At 70.8% G+C, this 23,947-nt stretch carries 21 protein-coding genes; 13 read left to right on the top strand and 8 right to left on the bottom strand.

The genetic code is table 11. The features are described 5' to 3' along the window. Positions 1-24 precede the first annotated feature (24 nt). The 13 genes from ACIGXJ_RS24885 (at position 25) to ACIGXJ_RS24825 (ending at position 16,284) form a co-directional block, all read left to right on the top strand. Complete coding sequence (locus ACIGXJ_RS24885) at positions 25-861, top strand: type 1 glutamine amidotransferase domain-containing protein (protein WP_399649309.1); 837 nt, start codon at positions 25-27, stop codon at positions 859-861. Positions 862-912: 51 nt separating this feature from the next. Continuing rightward, complete coding sequence (locus ACIGXJ_RS24880; protein ID WP_399649306.1) at positions 913-2,547, top strand: thiamine pyrophosphate-binding protein; 1,635 nt, start codon at positions 913-915, stop codon at positions 2,545-2,547. 3 nt (positions 2,548-2,550) lie between these two features. Then, entirely contained in the window at positions 2,551-3,153 is a 603-nt protein-coding gene (locus tag ACIGXJ_RS24875; RefSeq protein WP_399649304.1) for a DJ-1/PfpI family protein, read from the top strand. Positions 3,154-3,156: 3 nt separating this feature from the next. Continuing rightward, a complete protein-coding gene (locus ACIGXJ_RS24870) occupies positions 3,157-4,995 on the top strand; it encodes an AGE family epimerase/isomerase (protein ID WP_399649301.1) in 1,839 nt (612 codons plus the stop codon). Next, positions 4,992-5,333, top strand: a complete 342-nt coding sequence (locus tag ACIGXJ_RS24865) for an STAS domain-containing protein (RefSeq protein ID WP_399649298.1) — start codon at positions 4,992-4,994, stop codon at positions 5,331-5,333. The genes ACIGXJ_RS24870 and ACIGXJ_RS24865 overlap by 4 nt, the downstream gene beginning before the upstream one ends. Further along, positions 5,330-7,450 carry a glycogen debranching protein GlgX gene (glgX, locus tag ACIGXJ_RS24860; RefSeq protein WP_399649296.1) on the top strand — a complete coding sequence of 707 codons (2,121 nt, stop codon included), beginning with the start codon at positions 5,330-5,332 and terminating at the stop codon, positions 7,448-7,450. The genes ACIGXJ_RS24865 and glgX overlap by 4 nt, the downstream gene beginning before the upstream one ends. A gap of 61 nt (positions 7,451-7,511) precedes the next feature. Beyond that, positions 7,512-7,823, top strand: coding sequence for an anti-sigma factor antagonist (locus tag ACIGXJ_RS24855; protein WP_399649294.1), 312 nt, complete (start codon positions 7,512-7,514; stop codon positions 7,821-7,823). Between the two features lie 16 nt (positions 7,824-7,839). Continuing rightward, positions 7,840-8,424 (top strand): ATP-binding protein, encoded by a 585-nt coding sequence (locus ACIGXJ_RS24850; RefSeq protein WP_399649291.1) that lies wholly within the window; start codon positions 7,840-7,842, stop codon positions 8,422-8,424. An 11-nt stretch (positions 8,425-8,435) separates the two neighbouring features. After that, the gene (locus ACIGXJ_RS24845) at positions 8,436-9,689 is read left to right on the top strand and encodes a PP2C family protein-serine/threonine phosphatase (protein WP_399649289.1); all 1,254 of its coding nucleotides are present in this window, start codon (positions 8,436-8,438) and stop codon (positions 9,687-9,689) included. A 17-nt stretch (positions 9,690-9,706) separates the two neighbouring features. Next, positions 9,707-10,477 (top strand): P-loop NTPase, encoded by a 771-nt coding sequence (locus ACIGXJ_RS24840; protein ID WP_399649287.1) that lies wholly within the window; start codon positions 9,707-9,709, stop codon positions 10,475-10,477. Between the two features lie 148 nt (positions 10,478-10,625). Next, positions 10,626-12,662: an alpha-1,4-glucan--maltose-1-phosphate maltosyltransferase gene (locus tag ACIGXJ_RS24835; protein ID WP_399649284.1), complete on the top strand. Its 2,037-nt coding sequence runs from the start codon at positions 10,626-10,628 to the stop codon at positions 12,660-12,662. Further along, the gene (gene glgB / locus ACIGXJ_RS24830) at positions 12,659-14,842 is read left to right on the top strand and encodes a 1,4-alpha-glucan branching protein GlgB (RefSeq protein WP_399649281.1); all 2,184 of its coding nucleotides are present in this window, start codon (positions 12,659-12,661) and stop codon (positions 14,840-14,842) included. Before ACIGXJ_RS24835 ends, glgB begins: the two co-directional genes overlap by 4 nt. A 428-nt stretch (positions 14,843-15,270) precedes the next feature. After that, entirely contained in the window at positions 15,271-16,284 is a 1,014-nt protein-coding gene (locus ACIGXJ_RS24825; protein ID WP_399649279.1) for an SMP-30/gluconolactonase/LRE family protein, read from the top strand. On the opposite strand, the gene ACIGXJ_RS24820 is transcribed toward ACIGXJ_RS24825, so the two are convergent. From ACIGXJ_RS24820 to ACIGXJ_RS24785, 8 genes are all read right to left on the bottom strand, one after another. Then, positions 16,221-17,489, bottom strand: a complete 1,269-nt coding sequence (locus ACIGXJ_RS24820) for a cation:proton antiporter (protein WP_399649277.1) — start codon at positions 17,487-17,489, stop codon at positions 16,221-16,223. The genes ACIGXJ_RS24825 and ACIGXJ_RS24820 overlap by 64 nt on opposite strands. Positions 17,490-17,587: 98 nt before the next feature. Then, the gene (locus ACIGXJ_RS24815) at positions 17,588-17,884 is read right to left on the bottom strand and encodes an antibiotic biosynthesis monooxygenase family protein (RefSeq protein WP_399649275.1); all 297 of its coding nucleotides are present in this window, start codon (positions 17,882-17,884) and stop codon (positions 17,588-17,590) included. A gap of 22 nt (positions 17,885-17,906) precedes the next feature. Further along, positions 17,907-18,743 (bottom strand): NAD(P)H-binding protein, encoded by an 837-nt coding sequence (locus ACIGXJ_RS24810; protein WP_399649271.1) that lies wholly within the window; start codon positions 18,741-18,743, stop codon positions 17,907-17,909. 50 nt (positions 18,744-18,793) lie between these two features. After that, positions 18,794-19,738 carry an NADP-dependent oxidoreductase gene (locus ACIGXJ_RS24805; protein WP_399649268.1) on the bottom strand — a complete coding sequence of 315 codons (945 nt, stop codon included), beginning with the start codon at positions 19,736-19,738 and terminating at the stop codon, positions 18,794-18,796. A 73-nt stretch (positions 19,739-19,811) separates the two neighbouring features. Continuing rightward, positions 19,812-20,327, bottom strand: a complete 516-nt coding sequence (locus ACIGXJ_RS24800) for a cupin domain-containing protein (protein ID WP_399649265.1) — start codon at positions 20,325-20,327, stop codon at positions 19,812-19,814. Positions 20,328-20,371: 44 nt separating this feature from the next. Further along, complete coding sequence (mdlC, locus tag ACIGXJ_RS24795; protein ID WP_399649262.1) at positions 20,372-22,015, bottom strand: benzoylformate decarboxylase; 1,644 nt, start codon at positions 22,013-22,015, stop codon at positions 20,372-20,374. Between the two features lie 137 nt (positions 22,016-22,152). Further along, positions 22,153-23,394, bottom strand: coding sequence for an MFS transporter (locus ACIGXJ_RS24790; protein ID WP_399649259.1), 1,242 nt, complete (start codon positions 23,392-23,394; stop codon positions 22,153-22,155). 24 nt (positions 23,395-23,418) lie between these two features. After that, positions 23,419-23,931, bottom strand: coding sequence for a nuclear transport factor 2 family protein (locus tag ACIGXJ_RS24785; protein WP_399649256.1), 513 nt, complete (start codon positions 23,929-23,931; stop codon positions 23,419-23,421). Positions 23,932-23,947: the final 16 nt, after the last annotated feature.

Below are 23,947 nucleotides of genomic sequence, written 5' to 3'. Positions count from 1 at the left end.
CCACCACGAATCCAAGGAGCAGTCGTGGCCAGGAGGAATGCCAAGAAGATCCTCGTGATCCTGTCGGAGTACGGGTACTGGGGCGAGGAGCTCATCGGGCCCCTGCACCACTTCGACCAGCGCGGTTACGAGGTCGTGTTCGCCACCCCGACCGGCAAGCGCGCGCACGCGCTGCCCCCGTCGATGGACCCGGAGTTCATCGACCCGCCGCTGGGCCGCTCGGTGACCTCCGAGAAGGTCGCCCAGATCACCAAGGAGATCGACGAGTCGGACCGTCTCGACGACCCGATCGACATCTCCAGCTGGGTGCCCGAGCGCCCGTACACCTCCGACGACGACTACCTGCGCAAGCTGGAGGCGTACCACCGCGCGGTGGACGTCGTGGCGCAGGAGATCGAGGACTACGACGCGATCCTGATCGTCGGCGGCTCCGGCCCGATCGTCGACCTCGCCAACAACGAGCGCGTCCACCAGCTGATCCTCGCCTTCCTGCGGGCCGGCAAGCCGGTCGCCGCCGAGTGCTACGGCGTGACCTGCCTGGCGTTCGCCCGTGACTGGGAGGACCGCAAGTCGATCATCTGGGGCAAGCACGTCACGGGCCACTGCAAGGAGTACGACTACAAGGACGGCACCGGGTTCCTCGGTACCGACTTCCAGATGGGCCCGCCGCCGTACCCGCTGGAGTACATCCTGCGGGACGCCACCGGACCCGAGGGCCGCTACCACGGCAACTTCGGCAAGGAGACCTCGGTGATCGTGGACTTCCCGTTCATCACGGGCCGTTCCACTCCGGACTCGTATCTCACGGGCGAGAAGATCGTCGAGGTTCTCGAAGACGGGCTGACCCGCTTCGGCTGGTAATTCCAGAACTCGGCGCAGAACACAGCGCAGTCTCAGCGAGAGAAGGAAGACATGGCCAGGCAGGGCAATGCGGCGATCATCGAGCAATTCATCGCCGACGGAATCCCGTTCATGTTCGGCAATCCAGGAACGGTCGAGCAGGGTTTTCTGGACGCGCTGGAGAACTATGACGAACTCCAGTACATCCTGACGCTCCAGGAGACGGTCGCCGCCGGCATCGCGGACGGCTACGCCCGCGCCACGGGCCGCCCCGCCCTGCTCCAGCTGCACAGCGGTGTCGGTCTCGGCAACGCGATCGGCATGCTGTACCAGTCCAAGCGCGGCCACACCCCGCTCGTGGTGATCGCCGGCGAGTCCGGCGTCCAGTACGAGTCGATGGACGCGCAGATGGCGGCCGACCTGGTCGCCATGGCCCGCCCGGTGACCAAGTACGCGACCCGGGTCACCGACCCGCAGTCCGTGCTGCGGACGCTGCGCCGGGCGTACAAGATGGCGATGACCGCGCCGCGCGGCCCGGTCTTCGTGGCGCTTCCGATGGACGTCCTCGACGCGGTCAACACCGAGCCGGTCGTGCCGAGCACGGTCCTGCGCACCGAGGCCCTTCCGGTGCCCTCGCTGGTGGAGCAGGCCGCGTCGCTGCTCGCCGGCGCCGAGAAGCCGCTCGTCCTGGTGGGCGACGGGGTCTCGGTGTCCGGCGGGCAGGCCGAACTGACGCGGGTGGCCGAGCAGTTGGGCGCCGACATCTGGGGCGTGGACTACTCCGAGGTCAACCTCGACGCCCGGCATCCGCTCTACCGCGGGCAGCTGGGCCACATGTTCGGTGAGGTCTCCACCTCGCACGTTAAGGACGCCGACGCGGTCCTGATCGTGGGCACCTATGTCTTCCCGGAGGTGTTCCCGAACCTGGAGAACCCGTTCCGTGAGGACGCGCGGATCGTCCACATCGACCTCGACGGCTACGAGATCGCCAAGAACCACCCGGTGAGCCTCGGCCTGGTCGCCGACCCCAGGGCCACCCTGGCAGCGCTCGCCGAGCAGCTGGAGACGAAGCTGTCCGCCGCCGACCGCTCGCGTGCGGCCGCGCGTCTCACCGAGCGGCGGGAGCAGCAGACGCTGCCGGCCGACGACGGCTCGCTGCTGAACACCTTCCTGCGTGAGCTGGCCGGCGCGGTGCCCGAGGACGTGATGGTCTTCGACGAGGCGCTGACCGCGGCCGGCCCGCTCAACGCCCATCTGCCCGGACGGCTGCCCGGCCACTGGTTCTCCACCCGCGGCGGCTCGCTCGGCGTCGGCATCCCGGGCGCGCTCGGCATCAAGCTGGCCCACCCGGACAAGACGGTGATCGGCTTCACCGGCGACGGCGGCTCGATGTACACCTTCCAGGCGCTGTACACGGCCGTACGCCATGAGATCGGCGCCAAGTTCGTGATCTGCAACAACCGCAGCTACAAGCTGCTCGACCTGAACATCGAGCAGTACTGGCGCGAGCGCGGCGTGCAGCCGCACCAGTTCCCGACGCCGTTCGACCTCTCCCACCCCGACCTGCACTTCGCCGAGATCGCTCGCGGCTTCGGCGTGGACGGGGTGCGGGTGGACACCAAGGACCAGGTCGCGGACGCGGTGAAGCGGATGCTCGCCGACGACCGCCCGTTCCTGGTCGACCTGCGCACCACCGAGGGGGCCTGACGCATGGCCGGACCGATACCGTCCCGCGACGGAGTGCTCTCCGGACGCCGGATCGCGCTTCTGACCGAGAGCGACTTCTACGAGCCCGAGATCGCCTACTACCAGCGCCGGTTCGCCGAGGAAGGCGCCCGCGTCGACCTGATCACCCGGCTGTGGGGGAACAAGTCGATCACCTTCTCGGGCCATGAGTACCGGGCGCCGCTGGTCGTCGACAAGTCCCTGGAGGACCTCGACGACAAGGCGCTGCTGGAGTACAGCGCGCTGATCGTGCCCTCGGGCATGGTGGCCGACCGGCTGCGCTACACCGAGGACATCGAGAAGCTGCCGCCCGCGACGGACCTGCTGCGCCGGGCGTTCGCCCGGTCCGGGATCGTCAAGGGGATCATCTGCCACGGCATGTGGCTGGCCGCCTCGATCCCCTACGTGGTGCGCGGCCGCAAGGTCGTCTGCCACAACAACCTGATCGGCGACGTGCGCAACATGGGCGCCAACTACGTGGACCAGGACGTCGTCGTGGACGGCGACCTGGTGACCGGACGTACCGGCGACCACTGCCATCTGTTCGCCAGGACCATCATCGACGAACTCGTGCTGCGAGGTGCGTGAGACATGACCAGCAACCCCGGCACCGTGAACTTCACCTTCTCCGACACCATCGCCGGCCGCGTCACCGCTTTCGACCGCGACGCCGCGGTCGTGACCGTCGCCACGGCCGACGGCCGGAGCTTCGACATCTCCCTGGACGGCGGCCCCAGCGCGGAGCTGCTGCACAACCTGGGAGAGCCCTACCAGGACGCCTCGGGTCACATCTACGACCTGCTGACCCCGGGCCGTTTCCTCCAGGCGTACGGCATCTTCTACCCGCAGGGCGGAGGACTGCGGTTCGAGGCCAAGCGTCTGGTGTTCGTCGGCCGTGACACGGACGACTACCGCTACGAGGAGCCGAGCTGGTGGGTGCGGCAGATCCGCGAGATCGCCGCCTTCTACCGCAAGGCCCAGTTCGGCGACGGCCCCGTCGACTTCGCGAACTACCGCACCGAGATCCGGCTCAGCGGCGACAAGACCGCCAGCCACGTCCAGGAGACCGACACGATCTCCCGGCTGGTGTACGGCATGGCGTCGGCGTTCCTGCTGACCGGTGAGGACGAGTACCTCGAGGTCGCCGAGCGCGGCACCGAGTACCTGCGTGAGCACATGCGGTTCGTGGACCAGGACGAGAACGTCGTGTACTGGTACCACGGCCTGAAGGTCGACGGCGACACCGAGAAGAAGCTGTTCACCTCGGAGTTCTCCGACGACTACGACGCGCTGCCCGCCTATGAGCAGATCTACGCGCTGGCCGGCCCGATCCAGACGTACCGGGTCACCGGCGACCCGCGGATCAAGGCCGACGCGGACGCCACGATCCGGCTGTTCGACCGGTTCTACCTGGACCCCGAGCACGGCGGGTACTTCAGCCACATCGACCCGATCCTGCTCAGCCCCGAGCACGAGTCGCTGGGCCCGAACCGCTCGCGCAAGAACTGGAACTCCGTCGGCGACCACGCCCCGGCGTACCTGATCAACCTGTACCTGGCGACCGGCGAGAAGTCCTACGCCGACATGCTGGAATACACCTTCGACACCATCGTGCAGCGCTTCCCGGACACCGAGCACAGCCCGTTCGTCCAGGAGCGCTTCCACAAGGACTGGTCGGCGGACACCGAGCACGGCTGGCAGCAGAACCGCGCGGTCGTCGGGCACAACCTGAAGATCGCCTGGAACCTGATGCGCATGCACTCGCTGCGCCCCAAGGACGACTACCTCAAGCTCGCCACGAGCCTGGGCGAGACCATGCCGCCCATCGGCAGCGACCGGCAGCGCGGCGGCTGGTACGACGTCGTCGAGCGGGTTCTCGCCGACGGTGAGGAAAGGTTCCGCTTCGCCTGGCACGACCGCAAGGCCTGGTGGCAGCAGGAGCAGGCGATCCTCGCCTACCTGATCCTGCACGGCATCACCGGCCGGGAGGACTTCCGCTCCGAGGCGCGCGACGCGGAGTCCTTCTACAACTCCTTCTTCCTCGACCACGACGAGGGCGCCGTCTACTTCAACACCCTGGCCAACGGCCTGCCGTACCTGCTCGGGGTGGAGCGGCTCAAGGGCAGCCACTCGATGTCGATGTACCACTCGGCCGAGCTGTGCTACCTGGCCGCGGTGTACAACAACCTGCTCATCAACGGCAACGCGATGGACTTCTGGTTCAAGCCGGACCCGTCCGACCTGCCGGAGCGCACCCTGCGGGTCGCCCCCGACCTGCTGCCGGCCGGCTCGGTGCGCATCGAGAGCGTGGAGGTCGACGGGGAGGAGCACACCGACTTCGACGCCGGCGCGCTGACCGTGCGGCTGCCCGAGACCTCGGGACGGGTCAAGGTCAAGGTCCGGCTCACACCCACGGAGGTGACCGGATGACCGTGAAGCTCACGTCCCGCATGGAGGGCTCGGCGTGCGTGGTCGCCCTGGAGGGCGAGATCAACTCCACCACGTCCGGCGGTCTCCAGGCCCAGCTGCTGCCGTTCATCGGGCACAGCTCCAGCGTCCTGATCGATCTGACCGGGGTCAGCTACATCTCCAGCGCCGGGCTGCGCACGCTGCTCATCGTGCACCGCCGCGCCCAGCAGCTGGAGGCGCGCGTCACCCTGGTCGGGCTGTCCGAGGAGGTCAGGTTCGTGATGTCGGCGACCGGCTTCCTGGACTTCTTCGACATTGCCGAGGACCTCGGCTCCGCACTGGAGAACGCGGGCCGATGACCGTCCAGGACGTACGTGAGCGCGTCGACTCCTATCCGACGCGCCAGATCTCCGGTTACCGGGTGCGCGCGGGACGTCCGTTCCCGTACGGCGCGCACCCGGTGCCGGGCGGGGTCACCTTCTCCGTGTACTCCGACCGCGCCACCGCGATGAGCCTGGTGCTCTTCGAGCGGGGCGCCAAGGAGCCCATGGCGGAGCTGCCCTTCCCGCCCGAGTTCCGTATCGGCAGCGTGTACGCCATGACGGTGTTCGACCTGGACACCGAGAACCTGGAGTACGGCTTCCGCGCCGACGGCCCCTTCGACCCGGGTGCCGGCGACCGCTTCGACGCGTCGAAGGTGCTCAGCGACCCCTACGCCCGGTCGGTGTCCGGCCGGGACGTGTGGGGCGCCGAGCCCGACTGGGCGGACGTCTACCAGTACCGGGCGACCATCCCCGACGACGACTTCGACTGGGGCGACGACACCCCGCTGGGCATCCCCACCGAGGACCTCGTCATCTACGAGACGCACGTGCGCGGCTTCACCCGGCACCCCTCCTCGAAGGTGGCGGCGCCGGGCACGTACGCGGGCCTGCGCGAGAAGATCCCCTACCTGCGGGAACTCGGCGTGAACTGCGTGGAGTTGCTGCCGGTGTTCGAGTTCGACGAGCTCGACAACCCGCGCACCGACCCCGCCACCGGTGAGCGCCTGTACAACTACTGGGGCTACAACACCGTCTCGTTCTTCGCGCCCAAGGCCGGATACGCGGCCACGGGACGCTTCGGCATGCAGGCCGACGAGTTCAAGTCGCTCGTCAAGGAGCTGCACAAGGCCGGCATCGAGATCATCCTGGACGTGGTGTTCAACCACACCGCCGAGGGCAACGAGAACGGCCCCACGATCTCCTTCCGCGGCCTGGACAACGCCACGTACTACATGCTCACCCCGGAGGGGTACTACTACAACTTCTCCGGCACCGGCAACACGGTCAACTGCAACCACCCCGTGGTGCGCGACTTCGTGCTGTCCTGCCTGCGCTACTGGGTGTCCGAGTACCACATCGACGGCTTCCGCTTCGACCTCGCCTCGATCCTGGACCGGGCCCCCGACGGCACCCCGCTGCCCAACCCGCCCCTGCTGGAGCAGCTCGCCGCCGACCCGATCCTGCGGCACACCAAGCTGATCGCCGAGGCGTGGGACGCGGCCGGCCTCTACCAGGTCGGCAACTTCCCCAACTACGGGCGCTGGTCGGAGTGGAACGGCAAGTACCGGGACACGGTCCGCAAGTTCGTCAAGGGCGAGCCCGGACTGGTCGGCGAGCTCGCCACCCGGATGGCCGGCTCCCCCGACCTGTACCAGGGCCGCACGTCCTCGGCGTCCGTCAACTTCGTCACCGCCCACGACGGCTTCACGCTGCACGACCTCGTGTCGTACAACGACAAGCACAACGAGGCCAACGGCGAGGGCAACGGCGACGGCGCCAACGACAACAACAGCTGGAACTGCGGCGAGGAGGGCCCGACCGCCTCCGAGCACGTGCGCGCGCTGCGCATGAAGCAGATGAAGAACATGCTGGCGATCCTGCTCACCAGCCAGGGCGTGCCCATGTTCGTGGCCGGCGACGAGGTCGGCCGCACCCAGCTGGGCAACAACAACACCTACTGCCAGGACAACGAACTGTCCTGGTTCGACTGGGGTCTGGTCGACACCAACGCCGAACTCCTGGAGTTCACCAAGTCGCTGATCGCCTTCCGGCACGCCCATCCGGTGCTGCGCAACTCGATGCACCCGATCGGCGCCGACCAGGTCGGCAGCGGCTACCCCGACATCAGCTGGCACGGGGTGCGCGCCTGGGCGCCGGACTGGTCCAGCCACTGCCGGGTGCTGGCGCTGATGCGGTGCGGCAGGCACGCCAAGGGCGGCACCGTCGCCGACGACCACGTCTACATCGCCATCAACTCCCACTGGGAGGGCCACGACCTGGAGCTCCCCCGGCTGCCCGAGGGCCTGACGTGGCGGCTGTTCGCGGACACCTCCGCGGCCGCCGCCCATCCGCTGGGCCAGGAGCCGCCGCTGGAGCACCCCTACGGCTACCACCTGGGCCCGCACTCCGTGGTGGTCCTCGTCGGACGCTGACCGTCCACGTCCGCACCGTCCCGCGACACCCGCGCACCATCCCCGCGAAGGAGATTCCACCGTGTCTTTCGAAGTGAAGCTCAGGGTCAACGAGCGTGTCGCCACCATCGAGCTGAGCGGTGAGCTCGACGCGGCGACCGCGGGTCAGTTCCACGACACCGTCGACGAGGCCGCCGCCGCAGGCGCCGTCGAGCTGGTCATCCGCGCAGAGAAGCTGTCCTACCTGTCCAGCGCCGGCCTGCGTTCGCTGGTCTTCGCCCGCCAGAAGATGGGCGACGACGTGCGCATCGCCGTCGTCGGAGCGCCGGAGCCCGTCGCCCGCACCATCCGGCTGGCCGGCTTCGACCACAGCATCGACCTCGTCGACGTGTGAGGGGGCGGGCACGCCGATGGCGATCGACCACGGTGCGCCGTCCGCCGCCGGAGTCCCCGCCCAGGTGGCCCGCGGCGGCGGCCTCCCCTTGGGTGCGGTCCGCCGCGTCACCGCGGAGCCCGCGGTGAGCGCGGGCCGCATCAAGGTGCGCGCCGCTCTGGAGGAACTCGACCGGATCGCGGCGTTCGTCCTCGACGTCGGACGCCGCGCCGGACTGAGCGAGAGCGCCCTGTACCGGCTGCGGCTGGCCGCGGACGAGCTGGCGACCAACATCGTCATGCACGGCTACCGCGGCCGGCCCGGTGAGATCGCCGTGGAGGCCGCCATCGAGCCCGAGCGGCTCTGGGTCCGCTTCCAGGACGACGCCCCGGCCTTCGACCCGCACCAGGGCATGCGGCCGCCCGAGCTGGACGCGCCGCTGTCCGAGCGCCGGATCGGCGGCCTGGGCGTGTATCTCGCCGTCACGGCGGTGGACGAGTACCGGTACGAACTGGTGGCCGGGCGCAATGTGAGCACGCTGGTCATGCTGCTCCCCGGCCGTGGCGGAAGCAGTCGCCCGCCCCGGTCGCGGGGTGGCGACGACGAGCCGACAGCGGAGTAGACGAGGCGGAGATGGTGCAGACGAAGGTGCTGGTTCTGGACGAGCATCGCAGCGTGCCTCCGGACCTGCACGACGCCCTGAAGCGCGTGGGCGCCGAGGTGCACGTGCACAGCCCCGGCGAGGTGCTTGCGACCTCGCCGGGGCGGCTGCCCGAGGTGACGGTGGTCCTGGCCCATGCGCAGCTGACCCCGCACACCGTGCGGGCGGTGGCGCGCAGACTGGACGACGAGGGACTGCAGCCGGCCGTGGTGGCCTACGCCGAGCAGGATCATCTGCATCTGCTGGACAGCCACGTGGGCGCCGGCGCGGACTACCTCGTGCCACCGTTCCACACCCATCTGGTGCGGGCGCGGCTGCGGGACTGCCATGAGAAGGCGACGTTCAGCCGGACCATGGAGGACGTGGCCGCGCACGCGGAACTGCTCTCCTACGAGCGGGAACTGGAGATCGGCCGGGAGATCCAGATGGGTTTCCTGCCGGACGATCTGCCGAGTCCCGACGACTGGGAGATCCATGTCCGCTTCCGTCCCGCGCGGACAGTGGCCGGGGACTTCTACGACGTCTTCGAGATCGTCAACAAGCGGCGCCTCGCGCTGATCGTGGCCGACGTGTGCGACAAGGGCGTCGGCGCGGCCCTGTTCATGGCGCTGATCCGCTCGCTGCTGCGGCACACCGCCGAGCAGAGCGGGCTGCAGTCGCTGATCGCCGCCGAGCTGATGGGCGAGGAGACCACCTGGGCCGAGCACAGCCGGGCCATCCCGGTGGTGGGGGCGACACCGCTGCTGAACGCGGTGGTGGGCACCAACAACTACCTCACCCGCAACCACATCCGGCAGGGCTACTTCGCCACGATGTTCTTCGGCGTGCTCGACCCGGCCACCGGGAACCTCGTCTACATCAACGGCGGCCACAACCCGCCGGTGCTGCTGAGCGCGAGCGGCGCGGAGCCGGTGCTGCTGCAGCCGACGGGCCCCGCGGTCGGGGTGATCCCGGACGTCGACTTCTCCCTCGGCTACGCCCGCATCAGCCCCGGCGACACGCTGTTCATCTACACCGACGGGGTCACCGAGGCCCGTTCGGCGTCCGGGCTGTTCTTCGGCGAGGACGAGATGATCCGGCAGCTGACCGCCGCGAACGTGTGCGGGGAGGGGCTGCTCGACCACATGGACGGGGCGCTCAGCGAGTTCGTCGGGACGGCGGAGCAGTCCGACGACATCACCATGATGGCCGTCCACTGGCGCCCGCCCGGGGCGCGCAGCAACTGATCAGGCGGGGGTAAGACGTGTCGCAGATCATCACCGTGCACTCCTACCGAGGGGGCACCGGCAAGTCGAGCACGGCCGCCAACCTGGCGCTGCTGCTGGCCGCCTCGGGCCGCCGGGTGGCGCTCGTGGACACCGACATCCACACGCCGGCGTTGGACGTGATCTTCGACGGTTCGGTGGAGCAGGTACGCCGCCGCTCGCTCACCGACTATCTGATCGGCCGGTGCGAGATCGAGGACGCGGTGTACCCGGCGGACGGCGACTGGGGCCACGACGGGTTCTTCCTCGTCCCGGCCCGCAGCAGGTCGAGCGCGGCCGCCGAGATCATGGGCCGCGGCTACGACGTGGGCCTGCTGCGCGAGGGCTTCGACCGGCTGATCGACTCCCTCGCCCTGGACGTGCTGCTCCTGGACACGCACGCCGGGTTCAACAACGAGACGGTGACCGCGATGGCCTGCTCCGACGACCTGCTCGTGGTCACCCGGGCCGACCGCCTCGATCTGGCCGGCGCCCGCGAGACGGTCGCCCTCGCCGAGCGCCTGGGCGGGGTCGGCCTGACCGTGGCGGTCAACATGGCCCCCGACGGGCAGGTCCACGACCGGCTGCACTCCGAGGTGGAGAAGGCCTACGACACGCGCGTCTCCGCCGTGCTGCCCTACGCCCCCGAGATGGCGACGCTGGCCGGTGAGCGCGTGTTCTCCACGGCCTACCCCCACCACCCGCTGGTCGCGGGGTACCGCCGGATCATCGCCGAGGTCAGCAACGGCACGACGGGGCTCCGCCGGTGAGCAGCGGTCCCGCCGTCGTGGCCGGGCCGTCGTTCGGCTGCCCACCGTGGAGGGCTGGTCGCGCCCACGCGGCGGAGCCGCAGATCGACACAGCCCCGCGCCCTTTATGCACCCCTTTCAGCGACCGCACCACCGTGCGAGGAGGCAGATGATGCAGGAGAAGCGCGCCGCACGGCGGTTCGCGCCCAGTGTGGGGCGCATTCCCGTGCTGGACGTCCGGCCCTCGGTGGACGGGGGGCGACGGCCCGCACGTGCCGTGCCGGGCGAGGTGTTCGAGGTGTCGGCGACCGTGTTCCGGGAGGGCCACGACGCCGTCGCCGCGAACGTCGTGCTCACCGCGCCCGACGGCACCGAGGGCGAGTGGACGCCGATGCGGCTGCAGGCCCCCGGCACCGACCGGTACGCCGCCGCCGTCAGCGCCGACCGCGAGGGCGACTGGACCTTCCGGGTGGAGGCCTGGTCGGACCCGTTCGCCACCTGGCGGCACACCGCCGACATCAAGATCCCCGCCGGCATCGACGTACCCCTCGTACTGGAGGAGGGGGCGCAGCTGCTCGAGCGGGCCGCGGACGCGTTCGCCAAGCGGGAGGGTGCCCCGCTGCTCGCCGCGGTGCTCAGGCTGCGCGACACCGACAGGGCGCCGGAGGAGCGGCTCGCCGCGGCCTCCGACCCGGTCGTGCTGGCCCTGCTGTCCGCGCGCCCGCTGCGGGAGCTGGTCACCCGCTCCGAGGAGCTGCCCCTGCGGGTGGACCGCGAACGCGCCCTGTACGGCGCCTGGTACGAGCTGTTCCCGCGCTCTGAGGGTGCCGTCGTGCCGGGTGCCCCGCAGGCCGACGGGCTGCTGCGGCCGCCGCGCTCGGGCACCCTGCGCACCGCGGCCAAGCGGTTGGAGGCGGTGGCCGGGATGGGCTTCGACGTGGTGTACCTGCCGCCGGTGCACCCGATCGGGACGACGTACCGCAAGGGCGCGGGCAACACGCTCGTCGCGGGCCCCCACGACCCGGGCTCGCCCTGGGCGATCGGGTCCCCGGCCGGCGGCCACGACGCGATCCACCCGGACCTCGGCACCCTGGAGGACTTCGACCACTTCGTGGCCCGCGCCACCGAGCTGGGCCTGGAGGTCGCCCTGGACTTCGCGCTCCAGTGCTCCCCCGACCACCCCTGGGTCACCGAGCACCCGGAGTGGTTCAGGCACCGGCCCGACGGGACGATCGCGTACGCCGAGAACCCGCCGAAGAAGTACCAGGACATCTACCCGATCGACTTCGACACCGACCCCGACGGGCTGCACGAGGAGTGCCTGCGCATCCTGCGCCACTGGATGGCCCACGGGGTGCGGATCTTCCGGGTGGACAACCCGCACACCAAGCCGGTCGCCTTCTGGGAGCGGCTGATCGCAGCCGTCCACGACACCGACCCCGATGTCCTGTTCCTCGCCGAGGCGTTCACCCGCCCGGCGATGCTGCACACCCTGGCGCGGATCGGCTTCCACCAGTCGTACACGTACTTCACCTGGCGCAACTCCAAGGAGGAGGTCGAGTCCTACCTCTCGGAGCTGGCCGGCCTCGGCGGTGAGGAGTCGGCCGCCTTCCTGCGGCCCAACCTGTTCGTGAACACCCCCGACATCCTGCACGCCTACCTGCAGTACGGCGGCCGGCCCGCGTTCGCCGTGCGCGCGGTGCTCGCGGCGATGGCGGGGTCCAGCTGGGGCATGTACGCGGGCTACGAGCTGTTCGAGAACGTGCCGGCCGGGCCCGGCAGCGAGGAGTACCTGGACTCGGAGAAGTACCAGTACCGGCCGCGCGACTGGGAGGGCCGCGAGGCGTCCGGCGACTCGCTCGCCCCGCTGATCCGCACCCTCAACGAGCTGCGCCGCGCCCACCCGGCGCTGCACCAGCTGCGCAACCTGCGCTTCCACCGCACCGACAACGACGCGGTGGTCTGCTTCTCCAAGCGGGACGACACCGACTGGGTGCTGGTCGTGCTCACCCTCGATCCGCACACCGCGCGCGAGGCGACCGTCTTCCTCGACCTGCCCGCGCTCGGCCTGGACCGCTCCGACAGCTTCGAGGTGTACGACGCGCTCTCCGGCCAGACCTACACCTGGGGCCGCGACAACTACGTACGCCTGGACCCGCACCGCCAAGTGGCCCACATATTCACGGACGGGAACCCGCAGACGTGACCACCGCATCGCACTCACCGGCCCTGCCCGCCACCGACATCAAGCGGCTCGTCACCGGCGAGATCAGCGACCCGCACGCCCTGCTCGGGCCCCACCCGGGCCCGGACGGGGTGACGCTGCGGGTACTGCGGCCGCTCGCCGACGCCGTCCGCGTCACCGACCCCGGCGGGGGTGTGCTGCTGGAGCTGGAGCACGAGTCCGACGGGGTGTTCGCCGGCCGGCTGCCCGGCTCCGCCATCCCCGACTACCGCATCGCCGCCGTCTACGGCGACCATGTCCACCGCTACGACGACCCGTACCGCTTCCTGCCCACCCTCGGTGAGCTCGACCTGCACCTGATACGCGAGGGCCGGCACGAGGAGCTGTGGCGGGTGCTCGGCGCGAACGTCGTCAACCACGAGTCGGGGTGGGGTCAGGTCACCGGGACCGCGTTCGCGGTGTGGGCGCCCAACGCGCGGGCGGTGCGGGTGGTCGGCGACTTCAACTACTGGGACGGGCGCGCCCATCCGATGCGCTCGCTCGGCGCGAGCGGGGTGTGGGAGCTGTTCGTGCCGGGCGTCGGGGACGGCTGCCACTACAAGTTCGAGATCCTCACGCCCGACGGCCGCTGGATCCAGAAGGCCGACCCGCTCGCCACCCGCGCGGAGCCGGCCCCCGGCACCGCGTCGATCGTGCACACCTCCCGCCACCGCTGGGGTGACGGCGCCTGGATGGCCCGCCGCTCCTCCTTCTCCGCGCACCGCGAGCCGATGAGCGTGTACGAGATGCACCTGGGCTCCTGGCGGCCCGGGCTCGGCTACCGCGAGCTGGCCCGTGAACTCCCGGCGTACGTCAAGGCGCTGGGGTTCACGCACGTGGAGTTCCTGCCGGCCGCCGAGCACCCCTTCGGCGGTTCCTGGGGCTACCAGGTCACCTCCTACTACGCGCCGTCGGCCAAGCTGGGCGGCCCGGACGACTTCAAGCTCCTGGTGGACGCGCTGCATCAGGCCGGGATCGGCGTGATCGTCGACTGGGTGCCGGCGCACTTCCCGCGCGACGAGTGGGCGCTGGCCCGCTTCGACGGCACACCGCTGTACGAGCATCCCGACCCGCGGCGCGGCGAGCACCCCGACTGGGGGACGCTCGTCTTCGACTACGGGCGCAACGAGGTGCGCAACTTCCTCGTCGCCAACGCCCTCTACTGGGTCGAGGAGTTCCACGTCGACGGGCTGCGGGTGGACGCGGTCGCCTCGATGCTCTACCTGGACTACTCGCGCGGCGAGGGCCAGTGGCTGCCGAACGTCTACGGCGGTCGGGAGCACCTGGAGGCGGTGGAGTTCCTCCAGGAGGTCAACGCGACGGTGCCGCGCCGCAATCCGGGTGTGCTGACCATCGCCGAGGAGTCCACCTCCTGGGAGGGCGTGACCCGGATGACCGACCACGGCGGTCTCGGGTTCTGCCTGAAGTGGAACATGGGCTGGATGCACGACTCGCTGGACTACATGGCCAAGGACCCCGTGTACCGGCAGTACCACCACCACGCCATGACCTTCGCGATGGTCTACGCGTACTCGGAGAACTTCGTGCTGCCGATCTCCCACGACGAGGTGGTGCACGGCAAGGGCTCGCTGCTGACGAAGATGCCGGGCGACCGCTGGCAGCAGCTGGCCAACCTGCGCGCGTTCCTGGCCTTCATGTGGGCCTTCCCGGGCAAGCAACTGCTGTTCATGGGCCAGGAGTTCGCGCAGGACACCGAGTGGTCGCACGACCGCGGCCCGGACTGGTCGCTGCTCCAGCACGCCCCGCACGCCGGGGTCCGTGACCTGGTGCGCGACCTCAACGCCGGCTATCTCGGCCGGCCGGCCCTGTGGCGGCACGACACCAGCCCGGAGGGCTTCTCCTGGATCGACGCGGACGCGGCGCAGGACAACGTCTACTCCTTCGTCCGGTACGGCGACGACGGCGAACTCGTCGTCTGCGTCTACAACTTCCAGCCCTCGCCCCGCCCCGGCTTCCGCATCGCGCTCCCCCGGGCCGGCGAGTGGACCGAGGCCCTCAACACCGACGCCGCGGCCTACGGCGGCAGCGGTGTGCTCAACCCGGGCATCCTGCGGGCCGAGGAGACCCCCCACCAGGGCTTCCCGGCCAGCGCGGTCATCACCCTGCCGCCCCTGGGAGCGGTCTGGCTGCGGCCCGTCTGAACGTACGCGCCCCACGGCAGCGGCCCCGGACACGGCGGTGTCCGGGGCCGCTTTTTGCCGTCCCGAGGGCTGGTTTTTACCGTTTGAAAAACCTCGCATCGGGGCTCGGGGCCCACTCCCCGGCGCCTCCGGGCCTCCCTGCGCACGAAAAAAACCGGTGCGCTAACCGGAATTGCGGCCGCTACATACGAAAGTCGGCCTGTTCCCCCGACACATCCCGGCCACCCGTCCGTCACAGATTCTCCCAGTTCACCCGCCCCGCCAGCACGAACTGGGTGTACAGGGCCGCTTTTCCCTGCCGACGGAGGGAAGCGTTCCAGCCATACGTTCCTCTCGCCGACCCGGCCGGAACTGACCGGCTCCTTTCGGCCAGACGCACATGCACATTCCGTGCAGATCCGTGCGGATCCATGCAAGGAGGAACCTTCATGCGACTCACTCGCGCGCACCGCAGCCTCGCAGCGCTCTGCCTGGCCCTGTCCGGCCTCGTCGCCGCCGCGGCCGCCCCGTCGACGGCCGTCGAGGGCGACACCATCGACACCCCGAAGAAGGTCGACGGTCTGCTCTACGTGCAGGACTCCATCAGCCTGCCCGGCAGCGACGCCTTCCCCGAGGGCATGTCCGTCGACTACCGCAACGGCGACACGTACATCACCTCCTTCGCGACCGGCGCCGTCTACAAGGCCGCGGCCGGCCAGACCCAGGCCCAGGTCTGGCTGCCCGGCGGCACCGACGGCCGGGTGGAGGCCATGGGCATCGAGGCCGACAAGAACGGGCGTGTCTGGGTCTGCGAGAAGAACGCCATCACGCTCTACGACTCGGCCACCAAGGCCCGGATCGCCCGGTTCGTCACCCCGACCCCGGGCCAGTCCGTCCTCAACGACCTGGACATCACCCAGGACGGCACGGCGTACATAACCGACTCCACCCGGCAGAAGGTCTACAAGGTCACGCCGGCCCAGCTCACCGAGGCGATCTCGTCCGGCGCCGACCGCACCCTGACGGTCGCCTTCGACCTCAACGACCTGGTCGCGCCCCACGCGGAGGGGGACATCACCCTCAACGGCATCGAGGCGGGCCAGTACAGCAACTGGCTGATCACCGTCGACATGATGACCGGCGACCTGTTCAACCTGAACATCGCCACCGGCAAGGCCACGAAGGTCCAGTTCGCCGGCGGGAGCCTGCTCTCCGCCGACGGTCTGCTGATCGAGAAGAACAAGATGTGGGTCGCCCAGTTCGGCACCAACAAGATCAGCCGGCTGCTGCTGAACTCCGAGGGCACCTCAGCCCTGGTGGAGAGCGAGGCCAGCGACCCCAGCCTGATGAAGCCCACCACGATCGTGCGCAAGGACGGCTCGATCCACGTCGTGCGCTCTCAGTTCGGGCTCGACCCGACGACGCTGCCCTTCACCGTCGGCCGGATCAGCAGCGGCATCTGATGCCCGGCGGGCAGCGGCCGCAGCCGGTCCACCAGCCGTAGCCCAGGCCCCGCCATCGCGGTCGTCGCCAGCGCCACCACGGTCAGCGCGACCAGCAGACCCCGGTCGATGAGCCCGGCGTCGAAGCCGGCCCACAGCACCACGATCTCGGTGAGGCCACGGGCGTTCATCAGCACCCCCAGGCGCAGCCACTGCGCGGACGGCAGTCCCCGCAGCACCCCCGCGCCCGCACAGCCCACGGCCTTCACCACCACGGCGACGGACAGCAGGACGGCCAGCAGGAGCGCGAACCGCGCGTCCCAGGCGACCCCGCCCAGGTCGACCCGCTGCCCGAAGCCGAGGAAGAAGCAGGGGAGCAGGACGTGGTCCACCACCGTGTCGAGCCGCAGCGCGGCGGGATCCTCCACCGGCCGGCGCCTGCCCCACACGAAGCCGAACACCACGGCCCCCAGCAGCTGGTGCAGCCCGGCCGCCGAGGAGGCGGCCGCGGCCAGCGCACACCCCGCGACCAGCACACCGGCGTCCGCGGGCGCACCCGGCGCCCCGGAGCCACGCCACCGCAGCAGGGCGGCACACAGCAGCAGCCCTGCCCCGACCAGCGCGACCCGGCCAGGGCCCAGCCGGCCCGCCGCGGCCAGCGCCGCGGTCAGGACGACCCACACGGCCGCGTCCCCCGCGGCAGCGGCGGCCAGCGCGATCCGGCCGGCCCTGCTGTCCGTCAGCCCCTCGTCCTGCAACAGCCGCGCCAGCACCGGCACGGCCGTCACCCCGAGCGCGCCGCCCAGGAACAGGGCGAGCGCGACCGGGGTGGCGTGCTCTCCGGCGTAGGGCGCGCACAGGGTCAGCGCGAGCGGCACGCCCGCGGCGAAGGGCAGCAGGAACCCGGCCGCCCCAACCGCGAGGACGGTCCCCCGCTCCCCCGAGCCGCCCCCCTCGCCCCGCGCCAGCAGCCGCCCGATCCGCAGCGCCAGCAGCACGAGGCCGAGCTGCCCCAGCCCGTCGAGCAGGGGCAGCACGTCAGCGCCGTAGAGGAGGGCGTGGGCGTCGGGGGCGAGGAGGCCGAAGAGGGAGGGGCCCAGCAGGATGCCGGCGGTCAGCTCGGCGAGGACGGCGGGCTGCCGGGCGCGGCGGGCGATGAGCCCGGCGGCACGAGTAACCAGCAGCAAGCAGGCAAGGCCGAGCAGAAAACGACCGGAGAGGTCCATCCTCGTCACTCCCTGATGCCGGACATGCCTGAGGGGCGCGGGGAACTGCGCGAGCAACCACATACGGTCCGCACAGAACCCCGCGCCCCAGCCACCCCTTAGCGCTCGACCTTCGCGTACCGCCCGGAGGACACGGTCGACTTGTCGATCGCGGCGAGGAACTCCTGCGTCTCCGGCGCGCCGAAGAAGCCGCTCATCGTCGCGTCGGCCTCCTCGGGCGAGGCCCAGTGCACGATGACGAGGTACTCCCCGTCGTCGCTGAGCGTCACCTCACGGGAGACGAACCCGGGCCGCTTGGCCATGTACTCGTTCTCGACCTTCTCGTCGAGCTTGCCGAAGGCCTCCGGGTCCGTACCGGGTATCAGCTTGAAACGGACGGTCTCGACAGTGGTCATGCCACGTACCCCTTCTCGAAGTTCAGCTCTGGAAGTTCTGCGTGTGTGCCCGGGCCCACTGCTCGAAGGTGCGCGGCTCGCGCCCCAGCACCTCGCGCACCCCGGGGCGGACGATCGAGTCGTCGAGCGTGCCCTCGGCGTAGTAGCGGAAGAACGCGTCGACGTACTCCTGCGGCATCGAGCCCTCCATGCCCGCCCGCGCCTCCTCGTCGGAGAGCCCGACGAAGGTGAGCGGCCGCCCGAGGACCTCGCCGAGGACGCGCACCCGGTCCGCGGGCAGCAGGGCCTCGGGTCCGCTCAGGGCGTGCGCCGCGCCGAAGTGGTCGGAGTCGAGCAGCACCCGGGCGGCCACGGCCGCGATGTCGTACGGGTCGACCATCGCGACCCGCACCCCGCCGAAGGCGTCCCGCACCTCGTCGCCCGCGGCCAGCTGGTCCTTCCACTGGAAGGTGTTGGACATGAAGCCGCTCGGCCTGAGGATCGTCCAGGGCACGTCCGCGGCCCGGACCGCCTCCTCGGAGCGGATCATGAAGCGGGAGATGGCGTTGTCCAGGTCGCCGTCGGGTGCGGCGATGCTGGACAGCAGCACCACGTGCTTGACGCCGGCCGTGCCCAGCTCGGCCAGCACACCCGGCATGTCCGCGTAGCCGGGCAGCAGGAAGACGCCGTCGACGCCCTCCAGTGCGGGCCTGAGGGACGCGGGGTCGTTCAGGTCGCCGACGGCCGCCTCGGCGCCCTCCGGCAGGGTGCCCGCCGCCGGTGCACGGCGGGTGAGCGCCCGCACCGGGCGGCCCGTGCGGGCCAGTTCGGCGACCAGTTCGCCGCCGACGTGTCCGGTCGCTCCTGTCACCAGGATCATTCCGTCTCCTCCTTCAGTGCCATGGGGTGGTCATCCGTTCCCCGGGAGGGTCAGGAGAGATCCAGGACGAGCCGGCCGCGCACATGCCCCTGCTCGCCGAGCTCGTGCGCCCCGGCCACCTCGTCGAGCGTGAACACCCGCTCCACGTGGGGGCGCAGCCGCCCCTCGGCCAGCAGCGGGGCGAGCCGGTCGAGGACGGGGGCGTCGGGGTGCACATAGGTGAATCCGGCGCGCACCCCGTGCTCGTCGGCGGCCCGCCGGTGCTGCGGACCTTCACCCTTGAGGGTGACGACGGTGCCGCCCGGCCGGACGACGTCGAGCATGCGGAAGTACTCGGCGCCGCCCATCGGGTCGACCGCCAGGTCGACGTTCTTCACCTCGCGGACCATGTCGTGCGCGACGACGTCCTTCGCGCCCAGGGAGAGCACGAAGTCGCGGTTGCGGGCCGAGGCCGTGCCGATGACCTCGGCGCCGGCGTCCGCGGCGAGCTGCACCACGAGGTGGCCGACGCCGCCGGCGGCCCCGGCGACCAGCACCCGCTGCCCCGCGGTGAGGCCGCCGTGCCGGAACAGGGTCTGCCAGGCGGTGATGCCGGGCATCGGCACCGCCGCCGCCTCCACCATCGCCAACCCGGCCGGAACAGGAGCGAGTTCGTCCTCGGGTGCCACCGCGTACTCGGCGTACGCCCCGGCGAGGGCCGGGAACCGGGGCATGCCGTGGATGGCGTCGCCGACGGCGAACCGGCCGGCGCCGGGGCCGGTGGCGGCCACGGTGCCGGCGATGTCCCAGCCGAGCACGGCCGGGAAGGCGTCGATGCCGACACCCCGGCCCACGCGGGTGGCCCAGTCGATGGCGTTGACCCCGGCCGCCGCCACCCGCACCAGCACCTCGCCCGGCCCGGGCCGTGGCACGGGCAGGTCGGTGACGCGCAGGGTGTCGGCGGCGGGACCGAGACGGTCGATGACGGCGGCGCGCATGGTTGTTGCTTGCTCCACGCTTCTCCAGCCTCTTTCCTTGGTCGTTCTCGTTGCTGGTGCGCCGCCGTGCGGTCGCGGACCCCGCTCGGTGCTACGGGGCCAGCGTCAGATCGTGGCGCGGCGCGAGGTCCACGATCATCTGCTTCTGCTCGGGCGTCAGCGGCGCCGGAGCCTCACCGGCCCGGGCCTCCTGGCCTATCTCCATGAAGAACTTCTCGAGATAGGCGGGAGTGAACATGAACAGCAGGTGCGCCGTCTGCAGACCGACGTTGCGGAAGCGGTGCCGGGTGCCGCGCGGCACGAACACGAAGTCCCCGGTGCCGGCGACGAAGGTCTTCTCGCCGTTGAGGAACTCGATCTGGCCGCTGAGGATGTAGAACGCCTCGTCGGCACGGGGGTGGATGTGCGGGGGCGGGCCGCCGCCCGGCGGGACGGTGGCCTCGGCCAGCGTCAGGTTGCCGCCGGTGTTCTCGGAGATCGCCTTGAAGCTGTAGATCGCGTCGCCGAACCACACGGTCTTCACGCCCGTGCCGGCCGGGCAGTGCACGACGGCACCTTCCGGGTGGTTGGCGGCCGGGGCGGAGCCCGGCTGCGCTGTGGTGGTCATGATCTCTCCCAACTACAGAGGTGTGTCGGTGGAGTCGCGGTCGCTCAGAGCCGGAACAGGCCCGGGTCCTCGGTCTTGACGTCGATCAGCACCGGCCCGTCGGCGGTCAGCGCGTCCCGCAGCGCCTCCTGCAGCCCGTCGGGCGAGTCGACGGTCTCGCCGCGCACCCCGAAGCCGCGGGCGATCAGCGCCATGTCGACGTCGCTGAGGTCGTAGCCCGCCTCCCACGACTTCTGGTCCTGGAGGTAGTACTTCAGGGACAGGTAGCCGGAGTTGTCCGGGATGACGAAGGTGACCGGCAGGTTGTGCCGGGCGGCCGTCCACAGGGCGTGGATGGTGTACTGCGCGGAGCCCTCGCCGACCACGACGACCGCACGCCGGTCGGGGCGGGCCAGCGCGTAGCCGACGGCACCCGCGAAGGGGAAGCCGAGCGCGCCGGAGGCGGTGGCGAAGTAGCCGTTGTCCGGGCCGAGCGGGATCTGCTCGTGGAAGTCGGCGCGGGCGATCGGCAGCTCCTCGAACAGCACGGCGTTGTCGGGGAGCTCCTTGGCCAGCACGTGGAACAGGTAGGCCTGCGTCAGCGGCGTCGACGGCTCCGGCACCGCGACCGGCTCGCGCACCGGCGCCAGCTCGACCCGCTCACGCTGCTCGACCAGCGGCACCAGGCCCTTGACGACGGCACCCGGCGGGGCGACGAAGCTGCGCCCGGCGAGGGTCGCGGCGGCGGCCTGCGGGTCGTCGGTGACGTGCAGGAAGTCCACGTCCGCGGTCAGCGTCGGCCGCGGCGACTTGTCCAGGTCGGCCGGGGCCGTGGAGAACAGGTCCCAGGCCGTGAACAGCGTGAACGCCGGCCCGCCGAGGACGACGACGACGTCGTGCTGCGCCGAGAGCCGCTCGTTGATCAGCTCGGGGATGGGCGGCAGCACGCCCGCGAACAGCGGGTGGTTCTCCGGGAAGGCGCCGCGCGCCCACACCGGGGCACCCCACACGCGCGCGTTCAGCTTCTCGGCGAGCGCGATCAGGTCCCCGCGGGCACCCTGCGCGTCGACCGGGCCGCCCGCGATCAGACCGGGCCGCTCGGCGCCGTTCAGCGCGGCGGCGATCTGCTCCAGCGCCGCCGGGTCCGGCACGACGGCCTTCTCGACCTTGGCGATGCGCAGCGGCTCGGGGTCGGCCGGGCGTACCCAGTCGTCCTCGGGCACGGCCACGAACACCGGTCCCTGCGGGGTCTGCCGGGCGATCTGGTAGGCCTGCGCGATGGTCGCCGGCACGTCCTGCGGGCGCGCGGGCTCGGCCGCCCACTTGATGTACGGCTTGGGCAGCTGGGTGGAGTCCTTGGCGATCAGGAACGGCTCGCCGAGGAGCATCTTGCGCGCCTGCTGCCCGCCGAGGATCACCATCGGCGTCTTCGCGGAGGCCGCGGTGTAGACGCTGCCCATGGCGTTGGCCAGGCCCGGCCCGCCGTTGATGATGACCAGCGCGGGCTCGCCGGTGGCCTGGGCGTACCCGTCGGCCATCCCGACGACGGCCTTCTCCTCCAGGCCCAGGACGAACTTGAAGTCGCCCTCCAGCCAGTTCTCGAACAGCTTCATCTCGCTGTGGCTGGGGTTGCTGAAGACCGTGGTCAGCCCTAACTGCTTCAGCACGTCCAGCGTGGCGTCACGTACGGTCCGCCCGGTTTCGGTCACGGGGTTTCACTCTCCTGAATGGTTGTTACGAAATGTGGGGGGAGCCTGAAGGGCGCGCCCCGCAGGGGCGCGGGGAACTGCGCGATCAACCGACGACGGCCCGCGGACTGCTACGGCGCGAACCAGGCAGACGCCACTCAGCCGGTGGCAGTGACCGGCGCCTTTCGCGGAGCTCCGGACGCGGCGACCTCGCTGGAAGTGCTCGGCGCCTTCAAGAAGCGCGTCCCGAAAACCGCCGGCAAGGCGATCACCGCGGCGATCAGAGCCGTCAGCGGCACATTGCGGACCTCGAACGTGTCCAGCGCCCAGCCACCCACGGCCGCCCCCAGCGCGACACCCACGTTGGTCGCGGAGGCACCCAGCGTGGCGGCGAGGTCGCCGCCCTCACCGGCCAGCGAGATCACCCGCAGCTGGTAGGCCGGTGTGACACCGAAGCCGACGATGCCCCAGCCGGCCAGCGCGATGGCGACCAGCACCGGGTTGCCGCGGAAGAAGTACAGCCCGGCCAGCGCCACGATCAGCACCACGTTGCCGATGAACAGCGTCGCGGAGGCGTTGATGTCGGCGAAGCGGCCGCCGGCGATCGTGCCGATGGCGCTGAACACACCGAAGATCAGCAGGAACGCGGAGACCGCACCGCTGCTCACCCCGGTGACGTCCTCCAGGAACGGCGCGAGGTAGGTGAACGCGATGAACTGCGCGCCCATCAGCAGCACACCGGAGGCGAGCATCGCCAGCACCCGCGGGTGGAAGGCGTGCCGGGCCTGCGCGGCGAGGCCGCCCGAGCCGGAGCCGTGCACGACCGACGGGACGAACGCCATCATCGCGGCCAGCGCCAGCACACCGAGCACGGCGACACCGGCGAAGGTGGCCTCCCAGCCGAGGTTCTGGCCGAGCAGCGTGCCGAGCGGCACACCGACGACCGTGGAGACGGAGATGCCGCCGAAGACCAGGCCGACGGCCTGCCCGCGGTGCTCCGGCGCCACCAGGCCCGTGCCGACCGCCGTCGCGGCACCCAGGAACAGGCCGTGGATCGCGCCGCACAGCACTCGCGCGGCCACCAGCAGCCCGAACACCCCCGCGAACACGGCCACCAGGTTGCCCGCGATGAACACAGTCATGGCCAGCCACAGCAGGGAGCGGCGCGACATGCGGATGGTCGCGGCGGTCACGACCGGGCCGCCGAGGGAGACGCCTAGGGCGTACGCGGTGACCAGCAGGCCGGCTGTGCTCACGGAGACGCCGAGGTCGTCCGCGATCAGTTCGAGGACGCCGACGATGACCAGCTCGGCGGTGCCGATGACGAAGGCACCCAGACCGAGCGAGGCCAGCGCGAGCCGGTTGCGGCTGCCGGATGCCGTCGTGGCGGGGGTACTCATGGTGGACCTCTCCTGTCGGGCGGGTCAGGCGTACTGCAGGTCGAGCTTCGTGATGAGGCCGTCGCGGGAGGTGAACTCGTAGTTGGCCTCGAAGCCGCCGGTGCCGCCGGGGGCGAAGCGGACGAGGAGCGTGGTGCCGTCGGACTTGGGCGTGTTCTTCAGCACGGTGAGCTTGCCGCCGATGACTTCGTTGTCCGCCCAGTCGCGGATCTCGTCGTGCCCCTTGAACTCGCGCCCCACGTCGGTGAGTTCGGCGTCGGGGTGGAAGGCGGCCACGAGTGCGTCCAGGTCCTCGGCGGCGACCGCGTCGACGTACTTCTGGGCCGCCGGGTCGATCCCGCCGGGGTTCTCGCTGCTCGCCACGTCGTCCGCTTCCTTCGTCTCGCCGGGTTCGGTGGTCTGGGCGGCGCCGGAGTCCCGCGTCGCCGAGACGGTGGTGGTGGGCCCGTCGGCGGCGGTGTCGTCCTCGCTGTCGGAGCAGGCCGTCAGCAGGACGGTGGCGGCCAGGGCCAGGGGGACGTATATGCGATGTCGCACGGCAGTCCTTCTTTCT

The organism is Streptomyces sp. NPDC053367, assembly GCF_044545925.1.
GTDB lineage: Bacteria > Actinomycetota > Actinomycetes > Streptomycetales > Streptomycetaceae > Streptomyces.
This window is presented reverse-complemented; position numbering and strand designations above follow the sequence as displayed.

Excerpts from the sequence above, each read along its gene's own strand:
- ACIGXJ_RS24880 (WP_399649306.1), top strand. The coding sequence starts at position 913 with ATGGCCAGGCAGGGCAATGCGGCGATCATCGAGCAATTCATCGCCGAC.
- ACIGXJ_RS24875 (WP_399649304.1), top strand. The coding sequence starts at position 2,551 with ATGGCCGGACCGATACCGTCCCGCGACGGAGTGCTCTCCGGACGCCGG.
- ACIGXJ_RS24870 (WP_399649301.1), top strand. The coding sequence starts at position 3,157 with ATGACCAGCAACCCCGGCACCGTGAACTTCACCTTCTCCGACACCATC.
- ACIGXJ_RS24865 (WP_399649298.1), top strand. The coding sequence starts at position 4,992 with ATGACCGTGAAGCTCACGTCCCGCATGGAGGGCTCGGCGTGCGTGGTC.
- glgX (WP_399649296.1), top strand. The coding sequence starts at position 5,330 with ATGACCGTCCAGGACGTACGTGAGCGCGTCGACTCCTATCCGACGCGC.
- ACIGXJ_RS24850 (WP_399649291.1), top strand. The coding sequence starts at position 7,840 with ATGGCGATCGACCACGGTGCGCCGTCCGCCGCCGGAGTCCCCGCCCAG.
- ACIGXJ_RS24845 (WP_399649289.1), top strand. The coding sequence starts at position 8,436 with ATGGTGCAGACGAAGGTGCTGGTTCTGGACGAGCATCGCAGCGTGCCT.
- ACIGXJ_RS24835 (WP_399649284.1), top strand. The coding sequence starts at position 10,626 with ATGATGCAGGAGAAGCGCGCCGCACGGCGGTTCGCGCCCAGTGTGGGG.
- ACIGXJ_RS24825 (WP_399649279.1), top strand. The coding sequence starts at position 15,271 with ATGCGACTCACTCGCGCGCACCGCAGCCTCGCAGCGCTCTGCCTGGCC.
- ACIGXJ_RS24820 (WP_399649277.1), bottom strand. The coding sequence starts at position 17,489 with ATGGACCTCTCCGGTCGTTTTCTGCTCGGCCTTGCCTGCTTGCTGCTG.
- ACIGXJ_RS24815 (WP_399649275.1), bottom strand. The coding sequence starts at position 17,884 with ATGACCACTGTCGAGACCGTCCGTTTCAAGCTGATACCCGGTACGGAC.
- ACIGXJ_RS24810 (WP_399649271.1), bottom strand. The coding sequence starts at position 18,743 with ATGATCCTGGTGACAGGAGCGACCGGACACGTCGGCGGCGAACTGGTC.
- ACIGXJ_RS24800 (WP_399649265.1), bottom strand. The coding sequence starts at position 20,327 with ATGACCACCACAGCGCAGCCGGGCTCCGCCCCGGCCGCCAACCACCCG.
- ACIGXJ_RS24790 (WP_399649259.1), bottom strand. The coding sequence starts at position 23,394 with ATGAGTACCCCCGCCACGACGGCATCCGGCAGCCGCAACCGGCTCGCG.